This is a genomic window from Eubacterium sp. CAG:156, from assembly GCF_000434315.1.
GTDB lineage: Bacteria > Bacillota > Clostridia > Lachnospirales > Lachnospiraceae > Eubacterium_U > Eubacterium_U album.
The window spans coordinates 59756-81098 of the sequence record NZ_FR878189.1; the positions used below are offsets into that span (position 1 = coordinate 59756).

General features: G+C 33.2%; 20 protein-coding genes. All 20 read right to left on the bottom strand.

Going from position 1 to position 21343, the window contains the following annotated elements; translation table 11 throughout:
• Nucleotides 1-22 precede the first annotated feature (22 nt).
• The 20 genes from ABMA45_RS10795 to ABMA45_RS10890 all read right to left on the bottom strand — a co-directional run bounded on the left by ABMA45_RS10795 (nucleotide 23) and on the right by ABMA45_RS10890 (nucleotide 21258).
• The gene (locus ABMA45_RS10795; protein ID WP_022089903.1) at nucleotides 23-175 is read right to left on the bottom strand and encodes a hypothetical protein; all 153 of its coding nucleotides are present in this window, start codon (nucleotides 173-175) and stop codon (nucleotides 23-25) included.
• Nucleotides 176-195: 20 nt separating this feature from the next.
• Complete coding sequence (locus ABMA45_RS10800) at nucleotides 196-2175, bottom strand: fibronectin type III domain-containing protein (protein WP_022089904.1); 1980 nt, start codon at nucleotides 2173-2175, stop codon at nucleotides 196-198.
• A 451-nt stretch (nucleotides 2176-2626) separates the two neighbouring features.
• Nucleotides 2627-3175 carry an NUDIX hydrolase gene (locus ABMA45_RS10805; protein ID WP_022089905.1) on the bottom strand — a complete coding sequence of 183 codons (549 nt, stop codon included), beginning with the start codon at nucleotides 3173-3175 and terminating at the stop codon, nucleotides 2627-2629.
• A gap of 3 nt (nucleotides 3176-3178) precedes the next feature.
• Nucleotides 3179-4381 carry a transglutaminase domain-containing protein gene (locus ABMA45_RS10810; RefSeq protein WP_022089906.1) on the bottom strand — a complete coding sequence of 401 codons (1203 nt, stop codon included), beginning with the start codon at nucleotides 4379-4381 and terminating at the stop codon, nucleotides 3179-3181.
• Between the two features lie 81 nt (nucleotides 4382-4462).
• Nucleotides 4463-6196, bottom strand: a complete 1734-nt coding sequence (locus ABMA45_RS10815) for a tetratricopeptide repeat protein (RefSeq protein ID WP_022089907.1) — start codon at nucleotides 6194-6196, stop codon at nucleotides 4463-4465.
• Nucleotides 6197-6732: 536 nt separating this feature from the next.
• Nucleotides 6733-8424 carry a L,D-transpeptidase family protein gene (locus ABMA45_RS10820; RefSeq protein ID WP_022089908.1) on the bottom strand — a complete coding sequence of 564 codons (1692 nt, stop codon included), beginning with the start codon at nucleotides 8422-8424 and terminating at the stop codon, nucleotides 6733-6735.
• A 223-nt stretch (nucleotides 8425-8647) separates the two neighbouring features.
• Nucleotides 8648-9814, bottom strand: a complete 1167-nt coding sequence (locus tag ABMA45_RS10825; RefSeq protein WP_022089909.1) for an NAD(P)H-dependent flavin oxidoreductase — start codon at nucleotides 9812-9814, stop codon at nucleotides 8648-8650.
• A 129-nt stretch (nucleotides 9815-9943) separates the two neighbouring features.
• On the bottom strand, nucleotides 9944-10741 hold the full coding sequence (locus tag ABMA45_RS10830; RefSeq protein ID WP_347996314.1) for an acetyl-CoA carboxylase carboxyltransferase subunit alpha: 798 nt from the start codon (nucleotides 10739-10741) through the stop codon (nucleotides 9944-9946).
• Nucleotides 10742-10756: 15 nt separating this feature from the next.
• Nucleotides 10757-11593, bottom strand: coding sequence for an acetyl-CoA carboxylase, carboxyltransferase subunit beta (gene accD, locus ABMA45_RS10835; RefSeq protein WP_022089911.1), 837 nt, complete (start codon nucleotides 11591-11593; stop codon nucleotides 10757-10759).
• A gap of 113 nt (nucleotides 11594-11706) precedes the next feature.
• Entirely contained in the window at nucleotides 11707-13053 is a 1347-nt protein-coding gene (locus tag ABMA45_RS10840; protein ID WP_022089912.1) for an acetyl-CoA carboxylase biotin carboxylase subunit, read from the bottom strand.
• 30 nt (nucleotides 13054-13083) lie between these two features.
• Nucleotides 13084-13506 carry a 3-hydroxyacyl-ACP dehydratase FabZ gene (gene fabZ, locus ABMA45_RS10845; protein ID WP_022089913.1) on the bottom strand — a complete coding sequence of 141 codons (423 nt, stop codon included), beginning with the start codon at nucleotides 13504-13506 and terminating at the stop codon, nucleotides 13084-13086.
• A 106-nt stretch (nucleotides 13507-13612) separates the two neighbouring features.
• On the bottom strand, nucleotides 13613-14062 hold the full coding sequence (gene accB, locus ABMA45_RS10850; protein WP_022089914.1) for an acetyl-CoA carboxylase biotin carboxyl carrier protein: 450 nt from the start codon (nucleotides 14060-14062) through the stop codon (nucleotides 13613-13615).
• 44 nt (nucleotides 14063-14106) lie between these two features.
• Complete coding sequence (fabF, locus tag ABMA45_RS10855) at nucleotides 14107-15342, bottom strand: beta-ketoacyl-ACP synthase II (RefSeq protein WP_022089915.1); 1236 nt, start codon at nucleotides 15340-15342, stop codon at nucleotides 14107-14109.
• Nucleotides 15339-16079 carry a 3-oxoacyl-[acyl-carrier-protein] reductase gene (gene fabG / locus ABMA45_RS10860; RefSeq protein WP_022089916.1) on the bottom strand — a complete coding sequence of 247 codons (741 nt, stop codon included), beginning with the start codon at nucleotides 16077-16079 and terminating at the stop codon, nucleotides 15339-15341. The genes fabF and fabG overlap by 4 nt, the downstream gene beginning before the upstream one ends.
• Nucleotides 16073-16999 (bottom strand): ACP S-malonyltransferase, encoded by a 927-nt coding sequence (gene fabD / locus ABMA45_RS10865; protein WP_022089917.1) that lies wholly within the window; start codon nucleotides 16997-16999, stop codon nucleotides 16073-16075. Before fabD ends, fabG begins: the two co-directional genes overlap by 7 nt.
• A gap of 89 nt (nucleotides 17000-17088) precedes the next feature.
• Nucleotides 17089-18012, bottom strand: coding sequence for an enoyl-[acyl-carrier-protein] reductase FabK (fabK, locus tag ABMA45_RS10870; protein WP_022089918.1), 924 nt, complete (start codon nucleotides 18010-18012; stop codon nucleotides 17089-17091).
• Entirely contained in the window at nucleotides 18013-18243 is a 231-nt protein-coding gene (acpP, locus tag ABMA45_RS10875; RefSeq protein WP_022089919.1) for an acyl carrier protein, read from the bottom strand.
• Between the two features lie 110 nt (nucleotides 18244-18353).
• Nucleotides 18354-18614, bottom strand: coding sequence for a hypothetical protein (locus tag ABMA45_RS10880; RefSeq protein WP_022089920.1), 261 nt, complete (start codon nucleotides 18612-18614; stop codon nucleotides 18354-18356).
• Nucleotides 18607-19176, bottom strand: a complete 570-nt coding sequence (locus ABMA45_RS10885; protein WP_022089921.1) for an RNA polymerase sigma factor — start codon at nucleotides 19174-19176, stop codon at nucleotides 18607-18609. The genes ABMA45_RS10880 and ABMA45_RS10885 overlap by 8 nt, the downstream gene beginning before the upstream one ends.
• A gap of 198 nt (nucleotides 19177-19374) precedes the next feature.
• Nucleotides 19375-21258, bottom strand: a complete 1884-nt coding sequence (locus ABMA45_RS10890) for an immunoglobulin domain-containing protein (RefSeq protein ID WP_022089922.1) — start codon at nucleotides 21256-21258, stop codon at nucleotides 19375-19377.
• Nucleotides 21259-21343: the final 85 nt, after the last annotated feature.

The following is a 21343-nucleotide window of genomic DNA, read 5'->3' on the forward strand; positions in this document are numbered from 1 at the left end:
CCTTTTTCTTAGTGGTTATATTTTAATAGAAGTCTGACCAGATGATATTTCCCGCATCATCAACTTGTCCTTCATTAGCAGCACCTTCAGTTCCTCCGATACCACTTGTAGTTATTACGTCTTTTGTATCAAATTCTATTATATCCATTTCCGGACTTATATATTTTTTCTTCATTGAGATTTACCTCCATCAAATTACTGATTATCCTTATTTGCTACTCCAGCATATTCATCTACGATAGCAGATAATCCTTTAGCCTGTAAATATTCATAGTAAGTCTTACCTTCATATTTTTTCGTTTTATCATTTATAATATTCTGAGCAACTGTTGCAACGGATCTAATATTATTACTTGATGCATATATTGTCTTATGTGTTTTATCACTATATGTAATAGTAACATATCCGACACCAACAAAATCTGTTGTATAATTTGATTCTGCAATGCTTACAATTGATCCACAGAATGTTCCAACTGTATTTTCATACCATCCACTATTTGTGATATTCAATTTTAATTTACTATTATCTTCTACAAATTTATCGTTTACAACTCCATTTTCACCTAAAATTGTTGAAGTAGTAATGATTGTTCCTGTTTTTATAACAGTTCCGTTATTAAGTATTCCATCTAAACTAAGATCATTATTTGATGTGATTTTTGTCTGGAATCTTAAACCTGTTGGATTTTTAAATCTAATACTTGCTCCATTTTGCATTGCTACATTTAAACTAATGCTCTTAAGGTTCATATCACTTTTTACTGTAATAACTGTTTCAGGAGCATATGCTACATTTTTATCAACATCATAGTAACCCTGCTCATTATTACTCAATTTATATGTATTTCCATAAGATATATCCTTAATTTTCTTACCATCTAATGTTATTGCATATTCTATTGCAGGCACCTGCACTTCTAATTCAGATACAGTAGATTCGCCATTTGAATTTACTGCAGAAACGCCAAACTTATATGTTTTACCTAATTCTATTCCTAATTCATCTATTGTTATTGTTTCACCACTTGCCGCTACTTCTTTCTTAAACGTTCCATCTACATAAAACTTATAACTTGTTGCTCTTGGTATAGGTGCAAATTTTATTAAATAACCTGTTTTTGAATCATTAAGTTCAAAAACTAATCCTTGTGGTGCTGCCGGTACTTCGTCTGCTTTTATTACAGGTGTTGTTACCTTTATGGTAGACATCTCTGATTCACCCTTTGAGTTTACTGCCTTTACACCAAATGTATATTCTGTTTCTGGTTCTAATCCAAGTTCTTCAAATGTAACTATTCCACCATTAGAAATATCTTTTATATATTTTCCATTCAAATAAAACTTATAACTTGTTGCTCCTGGTACATTTGCAAATGCTATTGTATAATCTGTTTTTAAATTATTAATATTAGCAACTAAGCTTGTTGGCGCTGCCGGTGCACTAAGTACAGGCACAGTATATTTTGTTGTTGCTTTAATTGATTCAATATTTTCAGTATTTACAGAAGTAACTCCAAAAGTATATTCTTTTCCCTCTTCAACATTAAGTTCTGATATACTAAATGTTTTATTTTCAGGAACTACTCCAATTTTTCTTCCTCCAACATAAAAATTATATGTTGTAATACCATCAACTTCATCAAATGAAATTTTACATGTTTTATTTTCTTCATTAAATGCTATTGCTAAATTTGTTGGTGCTGCCGGTCTTTCTACTTCACTACTTTCCTCTCCACCACTTGATGGATTGCCTGCTTTAATAATTATTCGAAATGTATGGCCATCTACAGCACTAGTAGCCTGAAATACATTATATGTATTATTCTTTAAATCTGCATACTTAATATATATTCCTGCCCCAGGTGCTTGATTAAATGACTCATCATTTAAAGTTACGTTTGTAAAGTTCGGCCAAATAGGTTTGGTTCCTGCTGCAACTTGAGGAATAATCAAGAACTGATCACCCTGATCTTGAACCATTTGGAACGGAAAATCATCATTTCCTGCAGCTACCCAATAGTCTTTATCTCCTACTTGAGTATATTTTAAATCTTTATACTCTGTATCTGCCTTTACCTCTCTTGGATTGTAAATCGTAAGCGATGTTACAATCATTGCTATCGCACATATTATTGCGATTACTCCTTGTTTCTTCTTTGAAATAATATTCATGTTTTTTCCCCTTTCAACTAAAAATCATGTCGAACCCTTTACGGTTCTCTCATTTCCTTAGACAATTTTACCAAATTAAAACAGTTTTTTCAATTCCTCATAGTTAGTGTTGTACACTTTTTATTTATTTTTCACAATTTATTTGTTTATCATATAATTTTTGCACAATTTTTATCCAGTGTTCTTTCTTGTTTTTTGTATATTTTTCACATTCTTCAGCTATTTTTATCTTTTTTGTATTAGAAATGTTTTTATCTTTTTTGTAATATTGCACAATTATTGCAAAATAATGTTATCGCAAACACAGAAAAAATGTTATTTTAGATTTATTGAAATGTTTTTATAATTTACACAAAGCCTTCAATTTTATGATGCCAGAGTCAAAAGGTATAAGACCACATAAGCTTACTCTTAAGTGGTTGAAGAACCTTAGAACTCTGATATCTTTACTTTATTTATTAATTTTCTTTCCCAGCATTTCCAGTTCTTCCATTTTAACGCAATTTGGTATTGTGTTATTTTTTACCATTAAAACTGCATCATCGTATTTCATCCATACAACGGACTCTAGTTCTTCTTTTTGTATATTGAATTTATCAGCTTCCATATTTCTTTCTATATAATAGATGTTACTTACCTGATTATCTATAAATTCTTCGCCGTAAAATACATTTGTTCTTTTCCCTACCGTTTGCCCACAATACACAAACTCATCTTCTTTAGCATCAATTCCAAGCTCTTCCTTAAGTTCTCTAATTGCAGACGGAATAAAATCCACTCCTGCCGGAATATGTCCTGCGCTTGAGCAGTCAAGACACCCCGGATGCGAGTCTTTGTTTTTACTTCTTTTCTGCAAGAGAATTTCCATACTTCCATTGTTTTTGCGAACCACCCACACATGAGACGTTCTATGTCTTACTCCCGTTTTATGTGCTACAGTTCTTTCAACTGTTTCTCCTGTCGGATTTCCATTTTCGTCTACTATATCTAGTATTTCCATATTTTATTTTCTCCTTTTTTTAATCTTCTTAACCGTTGACCATTTAGTGTATATTTTTCCACTGCCTGCTTCTCTGTAACCACGTACTCTAAAATAATATGTTTTCTTTTTACTTAATTTGCTAAATTTGCATGTTGTCTTTGTTGTTGTCTTTTTTTTCTTTGATGCAAATTTTTTATTTGTCGAATATTGAATTTCATATCCCGTTGCTTCCACTATTTTTCCAAAACTAATTTTACTTCTAGTTAGTTTTTTAATCGAAGTTCTATAAGTTGTAAATTTCGAATTTACTGTTTCAGCTGACGCAACACCTTCTATTCCATCTTTGTAATCATCTGCTGCCATAGGGTAAGTGGCATAAAATTTCTTTGTCTTGTAATCATCAGTTCGTGTATGGTCTTCAAATACATCGCCTTTTAAGAAATATTCATATGGATGACCAAGTTTGTAATTTGCCGCATCCCATGTTGCATCCACATTGTAATACAGATTTCCCAGTTTAACTATATTCCATCCGTGATATACATCTGTATTTGTTCCATGGCCTGCTATCACTCTGGATGAAATCCCCTGCATTTTTGCCAATCTGTAAAACAGAGTTGCATATCCCTGACATACTGATTTACCTGTAGTCACTGCTGCATAAGCCGTAAATTTCATATTGTTATCGCTGTAATCATATGTTACATTGTGGCAAATATAATCATAGATAGTTTTTACTTTTTCATAATCTGTTGTTGTTTCCGTGAAGCCAAAACTCTCATTTATTTTATTTAATTCTTGTGTCAACATCTGTTCCTGTTCTAAAGAAATAAAGTAATCTACATTAATTGTGTATTTTGTATAATATGTATTGCTTCCCTTCTCTTTACGCATAAGGGCGTTGTAGCTTGCTGCCATGCTTGACATTTGCCAATATAAATAATCTCCTTCGTCCGGATTTGTAGTTTCTGCAAATGCATTATTCCATATTCGATTAAATACTGCATACAAATCTTTGTCTTTTGTTCTTACATATACTGTTACTGTATTTGTGTGTGCCTTTACCTGTTCCCTAATTTGCGCTGAGGCATTTGCTTCGTCTGATGTATATTTTGTTACATCTACTCTGTATGGAATTTCTAACGCTGATACTTTGGTAGGTGCTGCTATAGACGAAAGCATAAGCACCACAGCTATAATTATTGAATATATTCTTTTCTTCATTTCTTCCCTCAAATTATTTATTTTATTATAGGGCTGTTACACTAACTTTAATTAGCACAACAGCCCCATTCATTATGTTTATTATTTTGTTTTCTTATATTTTCTTATATATGATGCTCCATCATAAGATAAAACTCTCTTGATTTTCTTAGAAGTTTCTCTTGTAAGAATGATTTTATAATTATGAACATCTTTTAATTTGTACTCAACTCTTTCAGATGCAACATAAATATGTCTTACTTTTTCTTTTGAGCTTATAATTTTATCATAATCTAAATATGTGTCAGTAACCTTTAAGCACAATTCGCCTTTGTATAACAATGTGCTTATTGTCATTGTGTAATCACCCTGGTCACCTTTCATTTTCCAGTTTCCAACCCAGTTAGAACTTGCTGCTATAAACTCGTCCATTTCTTTATAAAGTTTTCCAGCCGGTTCATAATCATCTTTAACTTCTTTTAATGTGCTTAATGCTGAAGCCAAATCTCCTGCTTCTGCAACCGGAACAGCCTTTTCATAAATAATCTTGCCATACTGTGCTGCACTATCTGCGTATCCTTTTATTAACTTAAATACTGCAGTTGCTTCGTCTACATTTCCTTCTGATAAAACTTTCATTGCATAAGCGTATCCGTATTCATCGTATGCTGCTTTTACATTTTTATCTGCTTCATAAACGGCATTGATTGTTGACCATGCTTCTGTTACATAAGCTAATTTATACTGTGCTAATGCTATTCCTGTCTGGCAATTTAGTTTTACTTTATCTTCTGTTGCTGTATTATATCCTTTTGTATAATAATCCAATGCTGCTTCATACTGTTCACCCTGTGCTGACTGCTGTCCTAAATTGTAGTAAGACTGTGAAAGTAAATTATTTGTTCCTTTGTAGCCTGTTGTTTTTTCAAAATACTTTAATGCAGTTTCAAAATCCTTCTGGTTAAATGCAAGAAATCCAATCTGATAATTTGCTTCCTTTAATACTTCTTTACTGTTTCCAAATCCATGAAGGTTTTCACAAATTTCAATTGCTTTCTGGAATTCACCCTGATTGTTGTATTCTTTAGCAATTTTAACCTGATGATTTGGTCCGATTACTGTAAGGTAAACTATTGCAAATATTATGACTGCTACGCTGGCAATACAAGCTGCAATTGCTGCTGCCATTTTCTGTTTCTTCTTGCGTGCATCTTTTCTTTCGCCTTCACGTTTTTTTCTTTTCTCTGTTCTAAGAGTTATATCATATTTTCTCTTAGCGTAATCGTACATTTCTTCACAGTTCTTGTACCATCTTAATGTTTCAAGAATCTCTACAACTTTTTTAAGATTTTCGGAATCCTCTAATACAATCAACTCTTCGCATTTATTGTATTTGTCTTCGTATTCCTGATCCATCTTTTGTCCAAATTCTTCAGGATTAGTTATCTCAGGATGTGCTTCAAATATATCATCCTTTATCCATTCACTTCCGTCATCTTCGCATACAACTTTGGTTATTTTTAATTTAAATTTCTTTGCCTCTTTATCTTCTATTGGCAAATGTACATTGTTTCCAAATTTTGCTCCCGGCTCTAAATGAAGTTTCAAATACTGATGCTCCATTTCTAATATATTTTCTTCTGCTTCATCTGATGCATAAATTGTCAAATCTACTTCTGACAAAACAGCATCACAGATATTCATAAAATTAATTGTTAAAAGATTTCTTTCGCTTACAGTGTCATACTGCAATACGCCTCCCTCTATTAGGACAGGACATCCGTAAGTCCACTGATTATTTTCAAGTGTTAATATATCTTCGTATCTCTCAGCCATCTTTTCCTCCTGGATAATATATATTGCCCCCGCCCTTCGGTCGGCGGCTATTCGTCGGAAACATTTATAGAAAATGAACTTCGTTCATTTTGTTTCCTCCTCTTGTTATTACTTGTGAAGTATTGTTTTGATGTGTTTATTTTATAGACTTTTTGTTTGTTACGTATTTATTCTTTTTATCTAAACACATCCGTAATTTCTTCTCAATTGTATTTTTATATTTACATCTTTTGTATTTTACCACAAATATCATTCATAAGGAAGAGTTCATGTTGATTTGAATAATTAAGCTTTTGGATTTTTGGGAATATTGTGGATTGTTTCATGGCGAAAGTGTTCCAACTTATATGGTACACTTCAATCACTTGAAGCATAATAAAACACTCCATTCTAAGATATTCAAGTTAATCTATAATAACTTGTTTCTTCGAATGGAGTGCTCTCTATAATTACATTCAAATTCCTATATTTAAATAGTAATTTCCATTATGTTACTTTAACTCCTATATTAAAATAGCAATTGCCATAATACTACTCTAATTACTATATTCTTTAAATTTCTTCTCAGCTGCCTGTAACTTGTCATAATTAGTTACATATTTTTTAGCATCTGAGTTGATTTTGTTGTACATATATCTTGCATCTTTTATTGTATCGCCACTGTTCTTAGTTACATTGCCGATGGCATCAATTGCTTCAATTGCAGCCTGAGCAATTTCAGAAGAATTCTGGTATGTAACTGAGCCGGATTCTGTTCCCGGAAGTTCATATACAATTACAGGAGTTCCTTTTTCAACATATCCATAAATCTTTTTTGCAGTAAGATATGGGAGATTTATACAACCATGAGAACCATCTGTTTTGTAGAAATTGCTTCCAAACTGGCTTTTCCATATTGCATCATGCATTCCTATATCTTCATCAAATGGCATCCAATATGATACTGTTGACTCATATGTTTCACCTACAAGCACTGAATATCTTTCCTTATATGTAATTCCATAAGTACCTGTATGTGTTCCATGATTTGTTGAAATATTACCTGAAACAAAATCAGTATCTAAAACTTTCTGACCATCTTTGTATACAAACAAATGTTGTGAAGTCAAATTAATTTCTACATATGAATCTCCATAATCTTTTTCACCATGACTTGCAGCCTCCTGGTAATAAACAGGCTTTCTTTCACCGCTTTCACCATTTTCAATCTGCTGCATTAAGCCCTCAGATTCCTTAGCTGTATTAAGCCACCAACCGTAATCACCGCCACTAACTTTTACAGTCTTTCCATATGTTGTTTTAAATTCTCTGTTTGAGAAAATTGTGTCGTACTTCTTTCGTATTGAGTCAACAAATTCATCAACTTTTTCCTTACTTAATGAAACATTATTTCCATCAACAACAAGCCAACCTGAAATAACACTTCCGTCAACGACTTCCTGAGTATCACCAAAATTATATGTAATTGTTGTTCCCGTGTATTTATTTAACTGATCTAAAACTGTTGTAAGCTGTTCACTGTCAGATGCAATCTTAGGCACGCGATAACATCCTTCTTTATCCAAATCAACTTTTTCTTTTAAAGAAGAAATAGTATTTTCAAGGCACTCAATTGTTTTCTTTTTATTAAGAAAGTTCCCTTGCTTAGCTTCAACTATTGTATATCCGTTATTATAATCAGATATAGATGCATTAGTCGGCTTATCAGCATATTTAGAATCTAAACCTTTTAAGTTCTTTACAAATTCAGCAAGTTTGTCGCTATCATATTCTATCATCTGCTTCTCTTCATGATTTGTACCGGTTGCAGTAAACCAAACAAATTGATTCTGCTCTTTTACAAGATTGTCCAATGACTCTCTTGAAACTACTTTCATATCAATATCTTTTCCTGCAAGAGTTTCAATATATGTAGCTGACTTTTCTTTACCTCTTTCAGTAATTGTAAGTTCATAATCCTTTATAGCATTTTCAACTTCATCTGCTGTCAATTTAGATACATCTATTCCGTTAATATGTGTTCCCTTGTAAAAATGAGTTGTATAATAAACCGTTCCATTTACATATATTGCCACCAAAGCTATGCATACTATTCCTATAACTATTCCTATATATTTTTTCAAATTAGAAAAAACAGGCTTATTTCTTTTTCTCTTCTTTACAGGTTTCTTTGATTTGTATCCTTTTCCACTTACACTCTCGTATCTGTCTTTTTTGTTGTTCTCCATTCGCACTCACCATATTCTTTTCATAAGTATATTAGAATTCAAGTAAAAAAATGATATAAGTTTGTATACTCTTCTTACTATACAGACCTATCACATCATAATTATATCTTAACAGTGAGAAAATACAACCGTATGTTCTGTTGAAAAATAATTTTGTTAAAATTGCCTATTTAACTGCCTATAAAGCTATTTTTTTTAACATCTTTTACTGCTTATAGCATATTTAAAAGTAATTTTTTATAATATCTTTTACTGTTGATATATCGTTAATTTTATATGCATACGCTCCACAAAATATTAAGCCTTCATCAACATTTCCACTTACGGCATTTATCAAAGCATCCGTGATACAATAAGGTGTCTCTAACATGTTGCATGTAGATACACATTGATGACATTTTATAGGTGCAATTCTCCCCTCTTTCTTAACCCTTTTAAGAAATTTGTTGTTTATTGCTCTTGCCGGCATTCCAACCGGACTTTTTATTATTTCAATATCATCTTTTTTACAATTCACATATGCCATCTTGTAATTTTCATGGGCATCACATTCTTTTGTGGCGACAAATGGAGTTGCCACCTGAATTCCTGATGCACCTAATTCGAATATACAATCTGCATCCGATTTATCATATATCCCTCCTGCAACAACAACCGGAATATCTTTTTCACATTTTTCTTCATATGTGTGTACAAAATCTATAATATCTTTTATTTCATCTGAGTATAATTTTGTTTTTGCCCTATTATCAAATTCTAAATTAACAGAATTTGCTTTCTGGCATACATTTATATTATTCGTTTCTGTTTTATTATACTTGTCTGTATTTTCTGGTTCGTCATTTCGGCATACATTATATTGTTCAATTTCATCCGGTTTAAATCCTAAATGCCCACCGGCATTTGGTCCTTCAACTATAACGCAATCAGGAGTCGTGTTATAATTTCTCTCCCATCTTCTAAATATGATTTGCGCAGCCTTTTTAGATGAAACTATCGGTGCTAATTTCACTTTACTTTTCCTTGCAAGTTCAGGCAAATTGAGTGGAAGCCCGGCTCCGGATATTATCATATCAACGCCTGCATCGATTGCAGCTTTAACATATTTATCATAAAATTTTGTCGCAACCATTATATTCGTCGCAATTATTCCACCATGACTGATTTCTTTTGCTTTCTTTACTTCTTTTTTTATTGCCCTCAAATTTGCTTCTATCGGATTTCTATCCCAGTCAGGCTCTTTATAACCTATTTGTGCCGTGCTTATTACACCTATTCCTCCCTCAAGCGCCACTGCCCCGGCAAGTCCTGAAAGACTTATTCCAACGCCCATTCCACCTTGAATGAGTGGAATTTTTGCCTCTAATTCTCCAATTTTTAATGATTTCATTTATATCTCCATATTTAGTTTGCCTAAATTTGTGTAGTGTTTTCATTTTTTTGTTTTTTTCAACTCAACTATTTATGTTTTCGATTTTTTATTTTCCAACTCTGCTATTTATGTTTTTGAATTCATATATTACATTTTCCTGAATCTTTCATATCTTTGATTTCTGATATATTCAGGATTTTTGTCTTTGTACTCATCAGCAAACTTTAAAATTTCTTTTTTTATTTCTTCAGCTATTATATCTACATTTTCAAGTGATGCCTGCTGTTCTTCTTCAATAATCCCATCAATTATACCTAGTTCAAGCAATTTATGAGATGTGCATTTCATCACGCTTGCAGCTTCATCCGCTCTTGAACCGTCTTTCCAAAGAATTGTTGCAAATCCTTCAGGAGAAAGTATTGAATACATTGCATTCTCAAGCATTAAAACTTTATTTGCCACTGCATTTGCCAAAGCTCCTCCGCTTCCTCCTTCGCCTATAACTATTGTAAGAACCGGAACTTTTAGTCCTGACATTTCAAATATACTTTTTGCAATCGCTTCTCCCTGTCCTCTTTCCTCTGCCTCAATTCCCGGATATGCTCCCGGCGTATCTACAAAGCAAATAATTGGGCGGTTAAATTTTTCTGCCTGCTTCATAAGTCTGATTCCTTTTCTGTATCCTTCAGGCGATGGCATACCAAAATTTCTGGTAATATTCTGTTTTACATTTCTTCCTTTTTGCTGAGCTATTATTGTAAAATAGCTGCCATTGATTTCACCAATTCCACCTACAATTGCTCCGTCATCTCCATAAAATCTGTCACCATGTAATTCTAAAAATCTGTCAAATATTTCATTTATATAATCAAAACTATATGGTCTGTCTTTATCTCTGGCTATTTTAACACGCTCCCATGGCGTAAGTATTTGTTCCATTTCTATGCCCTTTCGCTTTGCTTAATTAGATAAAATAAGAAATTCCAATGTTTTCTTCAATCTTGTTCTAGTCACAATTTTATCTATAAATCCGTGTTTCAATAAAAATTCTGCCCGTTGAAATCCTTCAGGAAGTTTCTGATGAATTGTCTGCTCAATTACTCTTTGTCCGGCAAAACCAATCAATGCTCCCGGTTCAGCAATTATTACATCTCCGAGCATTGCAAAACTCGCCGTAACCCCTCCTGTTGTTGGGTCAGTTAATACTGAAACATATAAAAGTCCTGCTTCATCATGTCTTTTAACTGCCTGGCTCGTTTTTGCCATTTGCATAAGAGACACTGTGCCTTCCTGCATACGGGCTCCACCTGAACAGCAAAACATAACAACCGGTAATTTTTCTTCAGTTGCTTTCTCAAATAATCTTGTAATTCTTTCTCCTACTACGCTTCCCATACTTCCCATTATGAAATCCGCAGACATTACTCCAATAGCAACTTCTTTTCCTTTAATTGTTCCTTTTCCTGTAATTACAGCTTCATCAAGCCCTGTTAACTTTTGTGCTTTTTCTATTTTTTCAATATAATTTGGAAACTGTAATGGATTGTCCGTTACAATTTCCTTATCCCATTCTACAAAGCTACCCCTGTCTAACACCATTTCAATTCTTTGTTTTGCATTTATTCTGAAATAATGTTCACATTTTGGGCATACATATTTATTTGCCACTAAATCCTCAGAATAGATTATTTCCTTACATTTTGGACAACGCATAAACATTCCATCAGGAACATTTGACTTATTGCTTTCATTCTTTACTATTCTTTTCGGAGTTTTTTTCAACATTTCTTTTAACATTTTTTAACCTCTGATTTCAAAGCGTCCATATTTTTACAACCCATTTTTATCTCTATCCCCGGGCGTCATAATTTTTATTGTCTTTAGCACATGACTATTCATTGCAATGATTTTTAACCTCTATCATCCAAACGTCTGTTGATTTCCAGCGCATTCCCTTTGGCAAATTCATTTGAATTAATAATTTCATACTGTAAATCTAAATTCGTTTTTATCCCATCAATTACAACTTCCCCTAGCGCACTTCTCATTTTCTCAATGGCCTCTTTTCTGTCGTGGCCGTGAACTATTATTTTTGCCACCATCGAGTCGTAACACGAAGGAATTTTGTACCCGTGAAACAATGCGGAATCTACCCTTATTCCATTTCCTCCCGGGAAATGAAGTTCATTTACGGTACCTGGGCATGGGATAAAATGATTGTCAGGGTCTTCTGCATTTATTCGACACTCTATTGCACATCCCGAATGTTTTACATCGTTCTGTGTCATTGTAAGTTTTTCACCTGCTGCTACCATTATCATTTCTTTTATCAAATCAACTCCTGTCACCATTTCTGTCACAGGATGTTCTACCTGAATTCTTGTATTCATTTCCATGAAATAAAAATGTTCACCATCTTTATCAAGCAAAAATTCTATTGTTCCTGCACTGTAATATTTTGCAGCCTTTGCGGCTTTAATTGCCGCTTCTCCCATTTTCTTTCTTACTTCTTCTTTTAAAACAACCGAAGGAGTTTCTTCAACTAACTTCTGATGTCTTCTTTGAATACTGCAATCTCGCTCTCCTAGTTGTAATACATTTCCAAATTTGTCCCCTATAATCTGAAATTCGATATGTCTTGCATTTTCCACAAATTTTTCTATATACATCTGGTCATCACCAAAGGCAATTTCTGTTTCTTTTTTTGCAGTTTCAAATAATTTTACAAAATCTTCGCTTTTTCTTACTTCCCTCATACCTTTTCCGCCACCGCCGGAAACTGCCTTTACTATTACCGGATAACCTATTTCGTCAGCTATTTTCTTTCCCTGATAAGCATCTGTAAGAGGCTCATTTGTTCCTGGGACTACAGGTACTCCTGCTTTAATCATAGTTTGTCTTGCTATAGATTTATTTCCCATATTTATCATACTTTCTACTGAAGGCCCGATAAATTCTATATTGCATTCATTACATATTTTTGCAAATTTGCTGTTTTCTGATAAAAAACCAAATCCAGGATGTATCGCATCTGCCTTTGTAGCAATTGCTGCACTTAATATTTTTTCTATATTTAAATAACTATCTTTTGATTTATACGAACCAATACACACACATTCATCCGCAAGTTGTGCATGAAGTGCATCTTTATCTACTTCTGAGCAAACTGCCACTGTTTGAATTCCCATTTCTCTACAAGCTCTTATTATTCGAACAGCGATTTCGCCTCGATTTGCTATTAGAATTTTTTCAAACATCTACTTTCTCCTTTTCGACTAACAACATTTTCACTGTATTGCAAATACAAGTTCTGCCTGTGCGCAAAGTTCTCCATCTACATACGCTTTTCCTTCACCTATACCAAGTGGTCCACGCACTCTAGTCATTTCCACTTCCATTCTAAGCACATCTCCCGGAACAACTTTTCTTCTAAATTTAGCGTTTTTAATTCCACCAAACAAAGGAGTTTTTCCTTTATATTTATCGTCTGATAATAAACTGACAGCTCCTACCTGTGCCATTGCTTCAATAATAAGCACCCCCGGCATTACAGGTTGATCTGGAAAATGTCCTGCAAAAAACGGTTCATTATAGCTTACACATTTAATTCCTACTGCTCTCTTTCCTACTTCCATTTCTTCTATTCTGTCTACAAGTAAAAACGGCTGTCTGTGAGGAATTATATCCATTATTTCCTTTGTGTTTAACATATTAATCTCCATTCTGTTGCAAATACGCAACTTTTTTAGCATTTAAGATTCATTATTTCTATAAAGCGATTCTTCACTTTTCTAATCTTCTAATTAATACAGTTTCTTATTTGCTAACTTTTACAATTACCTGTCCATACTCTACTAAATCTTCATTTTCAACCAGAATCTCTTCAACTACGCCATCACATGTTGCACTAATTTCATTCATTAGTTTCATGGCTTCAATGATTCCTATTGTTTGACCTTTTTTTATTTTGTCTCCCACCTTAATAAACGGTTCTTCCCCCTCAGCTCTTGCCGCATAAAACGTTCCAACCAAAGGACTTTTTATTTCTTCTAAATCATCACTTTGTCCTTCATTTTCATTCACGCCCACAGTTCTAATAGTTTCTACATTTGCATCAGGCAAATTGCCGGGAACTGTTAAAGCTGCCATTGCCACGCTCTGTTCTGCCTTTATATTTAATTTAAAATTTCCTTCTTCAACTGATAATTCTGTTATTTTTGATTTATTAACCTTATCTATCAGTTTTTCTATTTGTTCATAATTCATTTTAATTTCCTTTTCATGATCATAATCATTTATTTTTTCAGCTATTATGCTTCAAATTTTTTAACCATTATGCTGCCGTTATGTCCACCAAAACCTAATGAATTACTTATGGCATAATTTACTTTTCTATTAACAGCCTCAGGTGTGTAATTCAAATCCAATTCTTCATCTTTTACTTTATAGCCTGCTGTTTTATGGATGTAATCTTCCATAACCGATTTGATACATACGATAAATTCCACAGCCCCTGCTGCACCTAACATATGACCTACCATCGACTTTGTTGAATTTACATTTAAATCATATGCTTTATCACCAAATGCTTTTTTAATTGCCATTGTTTCAAATAAATCATTATGATGTGTGCTTGTTCCATGTGCATTTATATACTCAACCTGCTCAGGTTTTACATTTCCATCTTCCATCGCAAGCATCATAGCCCTTGCTGCACCTTCACCATCTTCGGCAGGTGATGTAATGTGAAATGCATCACATGTTGCTCCATATCCTGCAACTTCACCATATATCTTTGCTCCGCGCTTTATTGCATGCTCGTATTCTTCTAATACAACAACTCCTGCGCCCTCACCCATAACAAATCCACTTCTTTCTTTGTCAAATGGGATTGAAGCTCTTAAAGGATTTTCCTGTGTTGAAAGTGCTGTAAGTGCTGAAAATCCGCCCACTCCTATTGGGCAAACTGATGCTTCCGTTCCACCTGCAAGCATAATATCTGCATCACCATACTGAATGTATCTGAATGCTTCTCCTATCGAATGTGTTCCTGTTGCACATGCAGTTACGATGTTTAAACACTTGCCTTTACAGCCAAACTGAATTGCCACATTTCCTGCTGCCATATTTGTAATCATCATCGGAACTAACATCGGGCTAATTCTTCCCGGTCCTTTTTCAAGTAACTTTTTATGTTCTCTTTCCATCGCCTGCAAGCTTCCAACTCCTGAGCCTATAGAAACACCCATTCTGTTTTTATCTGTTTTTTCCAAATCAAGCCCTGAATCTTCAACTGCCTGTTTTGCCGCTGCTACTGCATACTGAGAAAACAATTCCATTCTTCTTGCTTCGCGCTTATCCATATATTTTGTAGCATCAAAATCTTTAACTTCTGCTACAAGTTTTACCTTAAAATCCGTAGTATCAAATTTTGTTATCTCTCCGATTCCTACTGTTCCTTTTTTCACATTTTCCCAAAATGTATCTATGTCATTACCAATTGGTGATATTATTCCTAATCCGGTTACTACTACTCTTCGTTTCAAATTCCCATACCTCCATCTACTCCGATAACCTGTCCTGTAATATATCTTGCTCCATTAGATGCCAAAAACAGCGCTGTCTGTGCAATATCATTTACATTTCCAAGACAATTAGCCGGAATTCCTGATAAAATCTGTTTCTTCACATTTTCATCTAGTTGACCCGTCATATCAGTTTCAATAAATCCGGGTGCAATTGCATTTACAGTTATATTTCTGGAAGCCATTTCTTTTGCAAGCGATTTAGTCATTCCTATTATTCCTGCTTTTGAAGCACTGTAATTTAATTGTCCTGCATTTCCATGAACTCCAACTACTGAAGACATGTTAATTATTCTTCCGTTTTTTTGTCGCATCATTTGTCTTGTTACATTTTTCATACAATTAAATGTTCCTTTTAAATTAACATCTATTACATCGTCAAATTCCTGTTCTGACATTCTGAGCAAAAGATTATCTTTTGTAATCCCTGCATTGTTTACAAGAATGTCTATTCTTCCATAAGTTTTTACAACATATTCCATCATTTCTTTTACTTCATCAAATGAGGCTACATTGCATTTATAAGCTTCTGCTTTTCCCCCTGATTTAATAATTTCGTCAACAACATTTTCTGCCTTTTCCTTAGAGCCTGCATAATTTACTATTACAACTGCGTTATTTTCAGCAAATGTCTTTGCCACCTTAGCGCCTATTCCTCTGGAAGCTCCTGTAACAATTGCTACTTTATTACTTAACATATTTCTAATCCTTTCAGTTTTTCTAAATCATCCACTTTTTCAATATTTATTACCGTTGCATCTTTATTGATTTTTTTAACAAATTTAGAAAGTGTTTTCCCCGGTCCTATTTCAACAAATGTATCAACTCCATCATCTATCATTTTTTCAACACTCTGCATAAATTTTACAGGTGCTGAAATCTGTTTTTTTAGAAGTTCTTTTATTTGTGAATTATCATATATGTAACTTGCATTACAATTTGCCACATACGGCATTTTAAGTTCTTTAAGCTCAATATTTTTCAATTCTTTTTCCAGCTTATCTCCTGCCCCTTTTAGCATGGCAGAGTGAAATGGTCCGCTTACCTTAAGTGGCAAAACTCTCTTTGCTCCATTTTCTGCTAAAGTTTTTGAAGCTTTCTCTACTGCATCAGTTTCACCTGTTATAACAATCTGACCCGGACAATTATAATTTGCAACTGCTACTTCTCCTTCTGTATTTTTGCAAATATCATCAATTTTATCTGCATCCATTCCAAGCACTGCTGCCATTGTTCCTTTACCATCCGGAACTTCTTCATCCATAAACATTCCTCTTTTTCTTAAGAGATAAACCGCATCCTCAAATGTAATTGTTCCGCATGAATAAAGGGCTGCATATTCTCCAAGACTTAATCCTGCACACACGTCAGGCTTTACTCCTATTTTTTCAATCTGTTGTAAAATTGCTGCGCATACTGTAAACATTGCTGCCTGTGTATACTGTGTATTGTTTAAATCTTCATTTTCTTCAAAGCACATCTTTTCCATATCAAATCCAAGAATCTTCGATGCTTCTTCAAAGTATTTTTTACTGTCTTCATATTTATCAAAAAAATCTTTTCCCATTCCAAAATACTGAGCACCTTGTCCCGGAAAAATAAATGCCGTCTTTCCCATGTTTCCTCCTAACTTTGAGTTATAATTCATGTTTTTATTTGATACACACTTACTTTTATTTTTTTGTTCAAAAAATTTCAATTAAATTTTTATAATTTCAAAAGTTTTTCTGCCTGATTTTCCATTTCTTCAATTATTTCTTTGCAGCTTTTTGTTTCGTGTATAAGTCCTGCTATCTGTCCTGCCATAAAAGAGCCATTCTGTGTATCTCCATCTTGCACTGCCTTTCTAAGCGAGCCTAATGTGAGATATTCTAATTCTTCAAATCCTGCACCTTCATTTTCCATTTTTACATATTGTCTTGTCATATTATTTCTTAATGAACGTGCCGGATGTCCATGGCTTCTTCCTGTTACAACCGAGTCAATATCTTTTGCCTTTAAAACTTTATTTTTATAATTTTCATGAATATTTGTTTCGTTTGCCACTAAGAAACATGTACCTGCCTGAATTCCTTCAGCGCCTAACATAAACATTGCTGCCATGCCTCTTCCATCGCCTACGCCACCTGCTCCAATTACAGGAATTTCTATTGCATCAGCTACCTGTGGTATTAAAGTCATTGAAGTTGATTCACCAATATGGCCGCCTGATTCACATCCTTCTGCGATAACCGCGTCAACTCCGATTCTTTCTAATCTTCTTGCCATCGCTACAGAAGCAATAACCGGAATAACAGTTATTCCTGCTTCTTTCCACATTTCCATATATTTTTCAGGATTTCCTGCACCTGTTGTAACTACGGGAACTTTTTCTTCAACAACTACTTTTGCAACTTCATCTGCCGATGGACTAAGAAGCATTACATTTACCCCAAAAGGCTTATCTGTTAATTCTCTTGTCTTTCTTATTTCCTCTCTAACTACTTCTGCTGGAGCATTTGCCGCACCTATAATTCCAAGTCCTCCGGCATTTGACACAGCAGCTGCCAAATGATGGTCAGCCACCCATGCCATGCCTCCCTGAATAATAGGATGCTTAATTTTAAGCAATTCTGTTATTCTTGTTTTCATTTATGCCTCCACGCCTTTTGATGTTAAATAGTCAGCAACATCCTGAACTGTCTTGATATTCTGTAATTCTTCTGATGGAATTTCTACATTGAATTCATCTTCTAATGCCATAACTAATTCCATTAAGTCTAATGAATCTACTTCCAAATCTTCTTTGAAAGAACTTGTTGCTGTAATTTCTCCATCAATACTTAAATTTTCTTTTGCTAATTCAATAATCTTTTCTACCATTTTTTAATTCCTCTTTTCTTTTTGTTCCACTTTTTTAACGCGGACATATACTTATACACAAAAAAAAATAAAACCTTGCAATTTTTTTGCAAAATTTTATTTTTTGATTGCTACGCAGCTTTTCTTTTTTTGTGGATAACTCTGATTGCAACAATTATTCCTGTTGTAAGGGATGCCGCAAGCACACCCACTTCAGTAACTCTTCTTACTTTTTTATTATTCCACCATTTTTCAAATAGTGTTTCTTCAAATTTCAACTTTTCAATATCTTCGTCCGGATAATCTGTTTCAACTTCACTTATATCTATTTTACTAAATAAATCAATTAACTTGCTTTCAAAAATCGCATTTTCAATTATTGGATTACTCATAACTTTCTTCTCTCCTCTGGAATTCCTTTTTCATTTTCTTTCTAAGTCTTGATAAATATGAATCTACCGTAGTAACTTCCATATTCATTTCCTGCGCTATCACTTTGGAACTCTGTATGTAAAAATATTTTCTAATAACCAATTCTTTTTCTCTTGGTTTTAAATCATCTAATATATTTTTAAGCAAATTTACATCTTCTTCAATCATTGCCCTGTCTTCAGGTCCTTTGCTTATGGAAACATAATTTTTAAGCATTTCTTCCGCGTCCCCATGTTCAAGCATTATTTCATCTTTGCTTAAATCTCTTATTCTGTTAATCGCCGTATTTCTTGCTACATATTTCAAATATGTCTTAAGTGATGCTTTTTTCAAATCGATTTTATGTGCATTTTTCCATACCTTAAAATAAGTATCATTCAGGCATTCTTCTACATCTTCCGGTCTGTTTCCCACAATATTTGAAATAATGTAACTAAGTAACTTGTCATATTTTCCTGATAATTTATAAAGAGCTTTTTCGTCTTTATTTATCAGCAACTTTAAAATTCTTTCATCTGTCACTTCTTTGTTCTCCTTAAGGATTTTGTACGTACATTAACTTATACACTATTTTTATCATAATCTTGCAAAAAAATCTCTATTTTTTTTGAATTAGATTGAATTTGGTTAAAAAAAAGCTGCCGCATAAATACGACAGCTCTTCAAATATAATATTTTACATTTACAATTTAGTTTTCAATACAACTTATTTTTCAAGTCTTACTTTAACTTAATCTTTACAGCCTTTGAATATTTGCCATATACTTTTGTTCCATTAACGATAACATACGCTCTTACTTTGGCAAAATATTTTTTATTTGGTTGTAACTTTTTAACTGTAACAGATAACTTCTTTGCATCTACTGTTTTTGTTGTCTTTTTAGCAAATTTCTTTGATGTTGATACTTTTATCTCATATCCTGAAGCACCATTTACTTTTTTAAGTTTAATAACAACTTTCTTTGCTCTTGCTTTCTTAACAGCTGATTTTATTTTTCCAGTTCCTACAATTGTCTGTGTGCCTGCGTCTAATGTCTGCGTCGTTTGCTGTGTTCCATTTACCGTTGTTGTATTCGCTTTATTAGTTGTAGTCTGTGTTGTTGCAGTTGTTGTCTGTTGTGTATTGTTTACTACAGTTGTAGCTTCTGCCTTTGTTGTAGTCTCTTCCTGTTTTGTTGTAACCTCTTCCTGCTTTGTTGTAGTTTCTGTCTTTGTTGTAGTTTCTGTCTTTGTTGTAACATCCTCAACCTTATTTACTATCAACAAAATCTTAAATATTTTTGTATCCATTCCATTTGTTACCTGACAATAATATAATCCGGCGTTGTCTGAATTTGCATTATTTATAGAAATTGTTGCATTGTTTTCTCCCTCTATAAGAGAATTTCCATTGAACCATTTATATGTAATTGTTCCAATATCTGAAGATATAATTGCTCCAATTCCTATTGAAATATTTTCGCCTTCTTTGCAGATAATATTATATCTGTTATTTTCTACATCATAATTTGCAGAATAATTAATTTTCAATTTAACATCATCAGACTTTTTCAAAGTTACTCTAAATGAATTGTAGTTTTGTTCGTTGCTACTTATAACAAAATAATAAGTTTTATCCTTTTCAAGAGTGTCGATAACTACAAAGTTCTTTCCATTTCCATATTCATTATAATCAATGTACTTTCCTGTTTCATCATATAAATCACAACGTGTCGCAGGTCCGTTATTTTCTTCTGATTCACTAGAATACATAGCATACTGTCCGTCTGTATTTGGCACAAATTTAAAAACTATCTGCTTAGTCCCGTTCTCTCTAAATGCCACTTTCTTTGAATCATTCAAGAAAATCTCTTCATTATTTTTTTCAAATTCTGATACTGAAACATTTGACAAAAGTTCTATTTCAAATATTTCTGAATTGATTCCATTTGAAACAACACATCTGTATCCTATTGGGCTCTGCTCATTAACCTGATTTATTGTTAATGTTTCACCTTTTTCATTTGGCAAATATGTCAAATCCATATTTTTATCATATGCATACCATGAATATGTAATTGTTCCTGTTGCTGATGTAACCTTGGCATTTAAACTAACTGTCACAGGCTTTCCTAATATTACAGGAATTTTTACATGATTAGATTTACTATCTCCCAAATAATCAACTTTCAATGAAACGTCAGAATATTTTCTAAGCGTAACACTTGTGTTTAAAGGATTTCCTGACTCGCTTATTATCTGGAAATAATAAACCTGTCCCTCTTTCATTTCATAATTTGTACAAAAATTGATTCCTTCTGAATCCATTGGATAAAAATTAGATATTACATCGCCTGTGGAATTTAAGATGTTGCAATGGACACTTTGATTTCCCTCACTAAATAAAGCATATGTGTCTGTCTGTGTTGGTACAAATTTGTATAAAACACTTTTTGAATCTGCACTTACAACCTGAATCTTTTGACTTAAATTTACTGTTACACTATTTGTAACATCAACACTTGCGTATATACCATTAACCTGTGTACATGGTATGTTTGACATAATCATTCCGGCAGCTAAAACACAGACTGCTACCTGTTTAAATAATTGTTTTCTTAACATAAAACCCTCTCCTTTGTTTTTCCCAATAACGTTTTAATTATATTTTATTTTTACTAATCAAACAAGTATTTTGCCGAAATTTGCA

Coding starts and splice junctions, on each gene's coding strand:
- ABMA45_RS10795 (WP_022089903.1), bottom strand. CDS start 175: ATGAAGAAAAAATATATAAGTCCGGAAATGGATATAATAGAATTTGAT.
- ABMA45_RS10800 (WP_022089904.1), bottom strand. CDS start 2,175: ATGAATATTATTTCAAAGAAGAAACAAGGAGTAATCGCAATAATATGT.
- ABMA45_RS10805 (WP_022089905.1), bottom strand. CDS start 3,175: ATGGAAATACTAGATATAGTAGACGAAAATGGAAATCCGACAGGAGAA.
- ABMA45_RS10810 (WP_022089906.1), bottom strand. CDS start 4,381: ATGAAGAAAAGAATATATTCAATAATTATAGCTGTGGTGCTTATGCTT.
- ABMA45_RS10815 (WP_022089907.1), bottom strand. CDS start 6,196: ATGGCTGAGAGATACGAAGATATATTAACACTTGAAAATAATCAGTGG.
- ABMA45_RS10820 (WP_022089908.1), bottom strand. CDS start 8,424: ATGGAGAACAACAAAAAAGACAGATACGAGAGTGTAAGTGGAAAAGGA.
- ABMA45_RS10825 (WP_022089909.1), bottom strand. CDS start 9,814: ATGAAATCATTAAAAATTGGAGAATTAGAGGCAAAAATTCCACTCATT.
- accD (WP_022089911.1), bottom strand. CDS start 11,593: ATGTTAAAAGAAATGTTGAAAAAAACTCCGAAAAGAATAGTAAAGAAT.
- ABMA45_RS10840 (WP_022089912.1), bottom strand. CDS start 13,053: ATGTTTGAAAAAATTCTAATAGCAAATCGAGGCGAAATCGCTGTTCGA.
- fabZ (WP_022089913.1), bottom strand. CDS start 13,506: ATGTTAAACACAAAGGAAATAATGGATATAATTCCTCACAGACAGCCG.
- accB (WP_022089914.1), bottom strand. CDS start 14,062: ATGAATTATGAACAAATAGAAAAACTGATAGATAAGGTTAATAAATCA.
- fabG (WP_022089916.1), bottom strand. CDS start 16,079: ATGTTAAGTAATAAAGTAGCAATTGTTACAGGAGCTTCCAGAGGAATA.
- fabD (WP_022089917.1), bottom strand. CDS start 16,999: ATGGGAAAGACGGCATTTATTTTTCCGGGACAAGGTGCTCAGTATTTT.
- fabK (WP_022089918.1), bottom strand. CDS start 18,012: ATGAAAACAAGAATAACAGAATTGCTTAAAATTAAGCATCCTATTATT.
- acpP (WP_022089919.1), bottom strand. CDS start 18,243: ATGGTAGAAAAGATTATTGAATTAGCAAAAGAAAATTTAAGTATTGAT.
- ABMA45_RS10880 (WP_022089920.1), bottom strand. CDS start 18,614: ATGAGTAATCCAATAATTGAAAATGCGATTTTTGAAAGCAAGTTAATT.
- ABMA45_RS10890 (WP_022089922.1), bottom strand. CDS start 21,258: ATGTTAAGAAAACAATTATTTAAACAGGTAGCAGTCTGTGTTTTAGCT.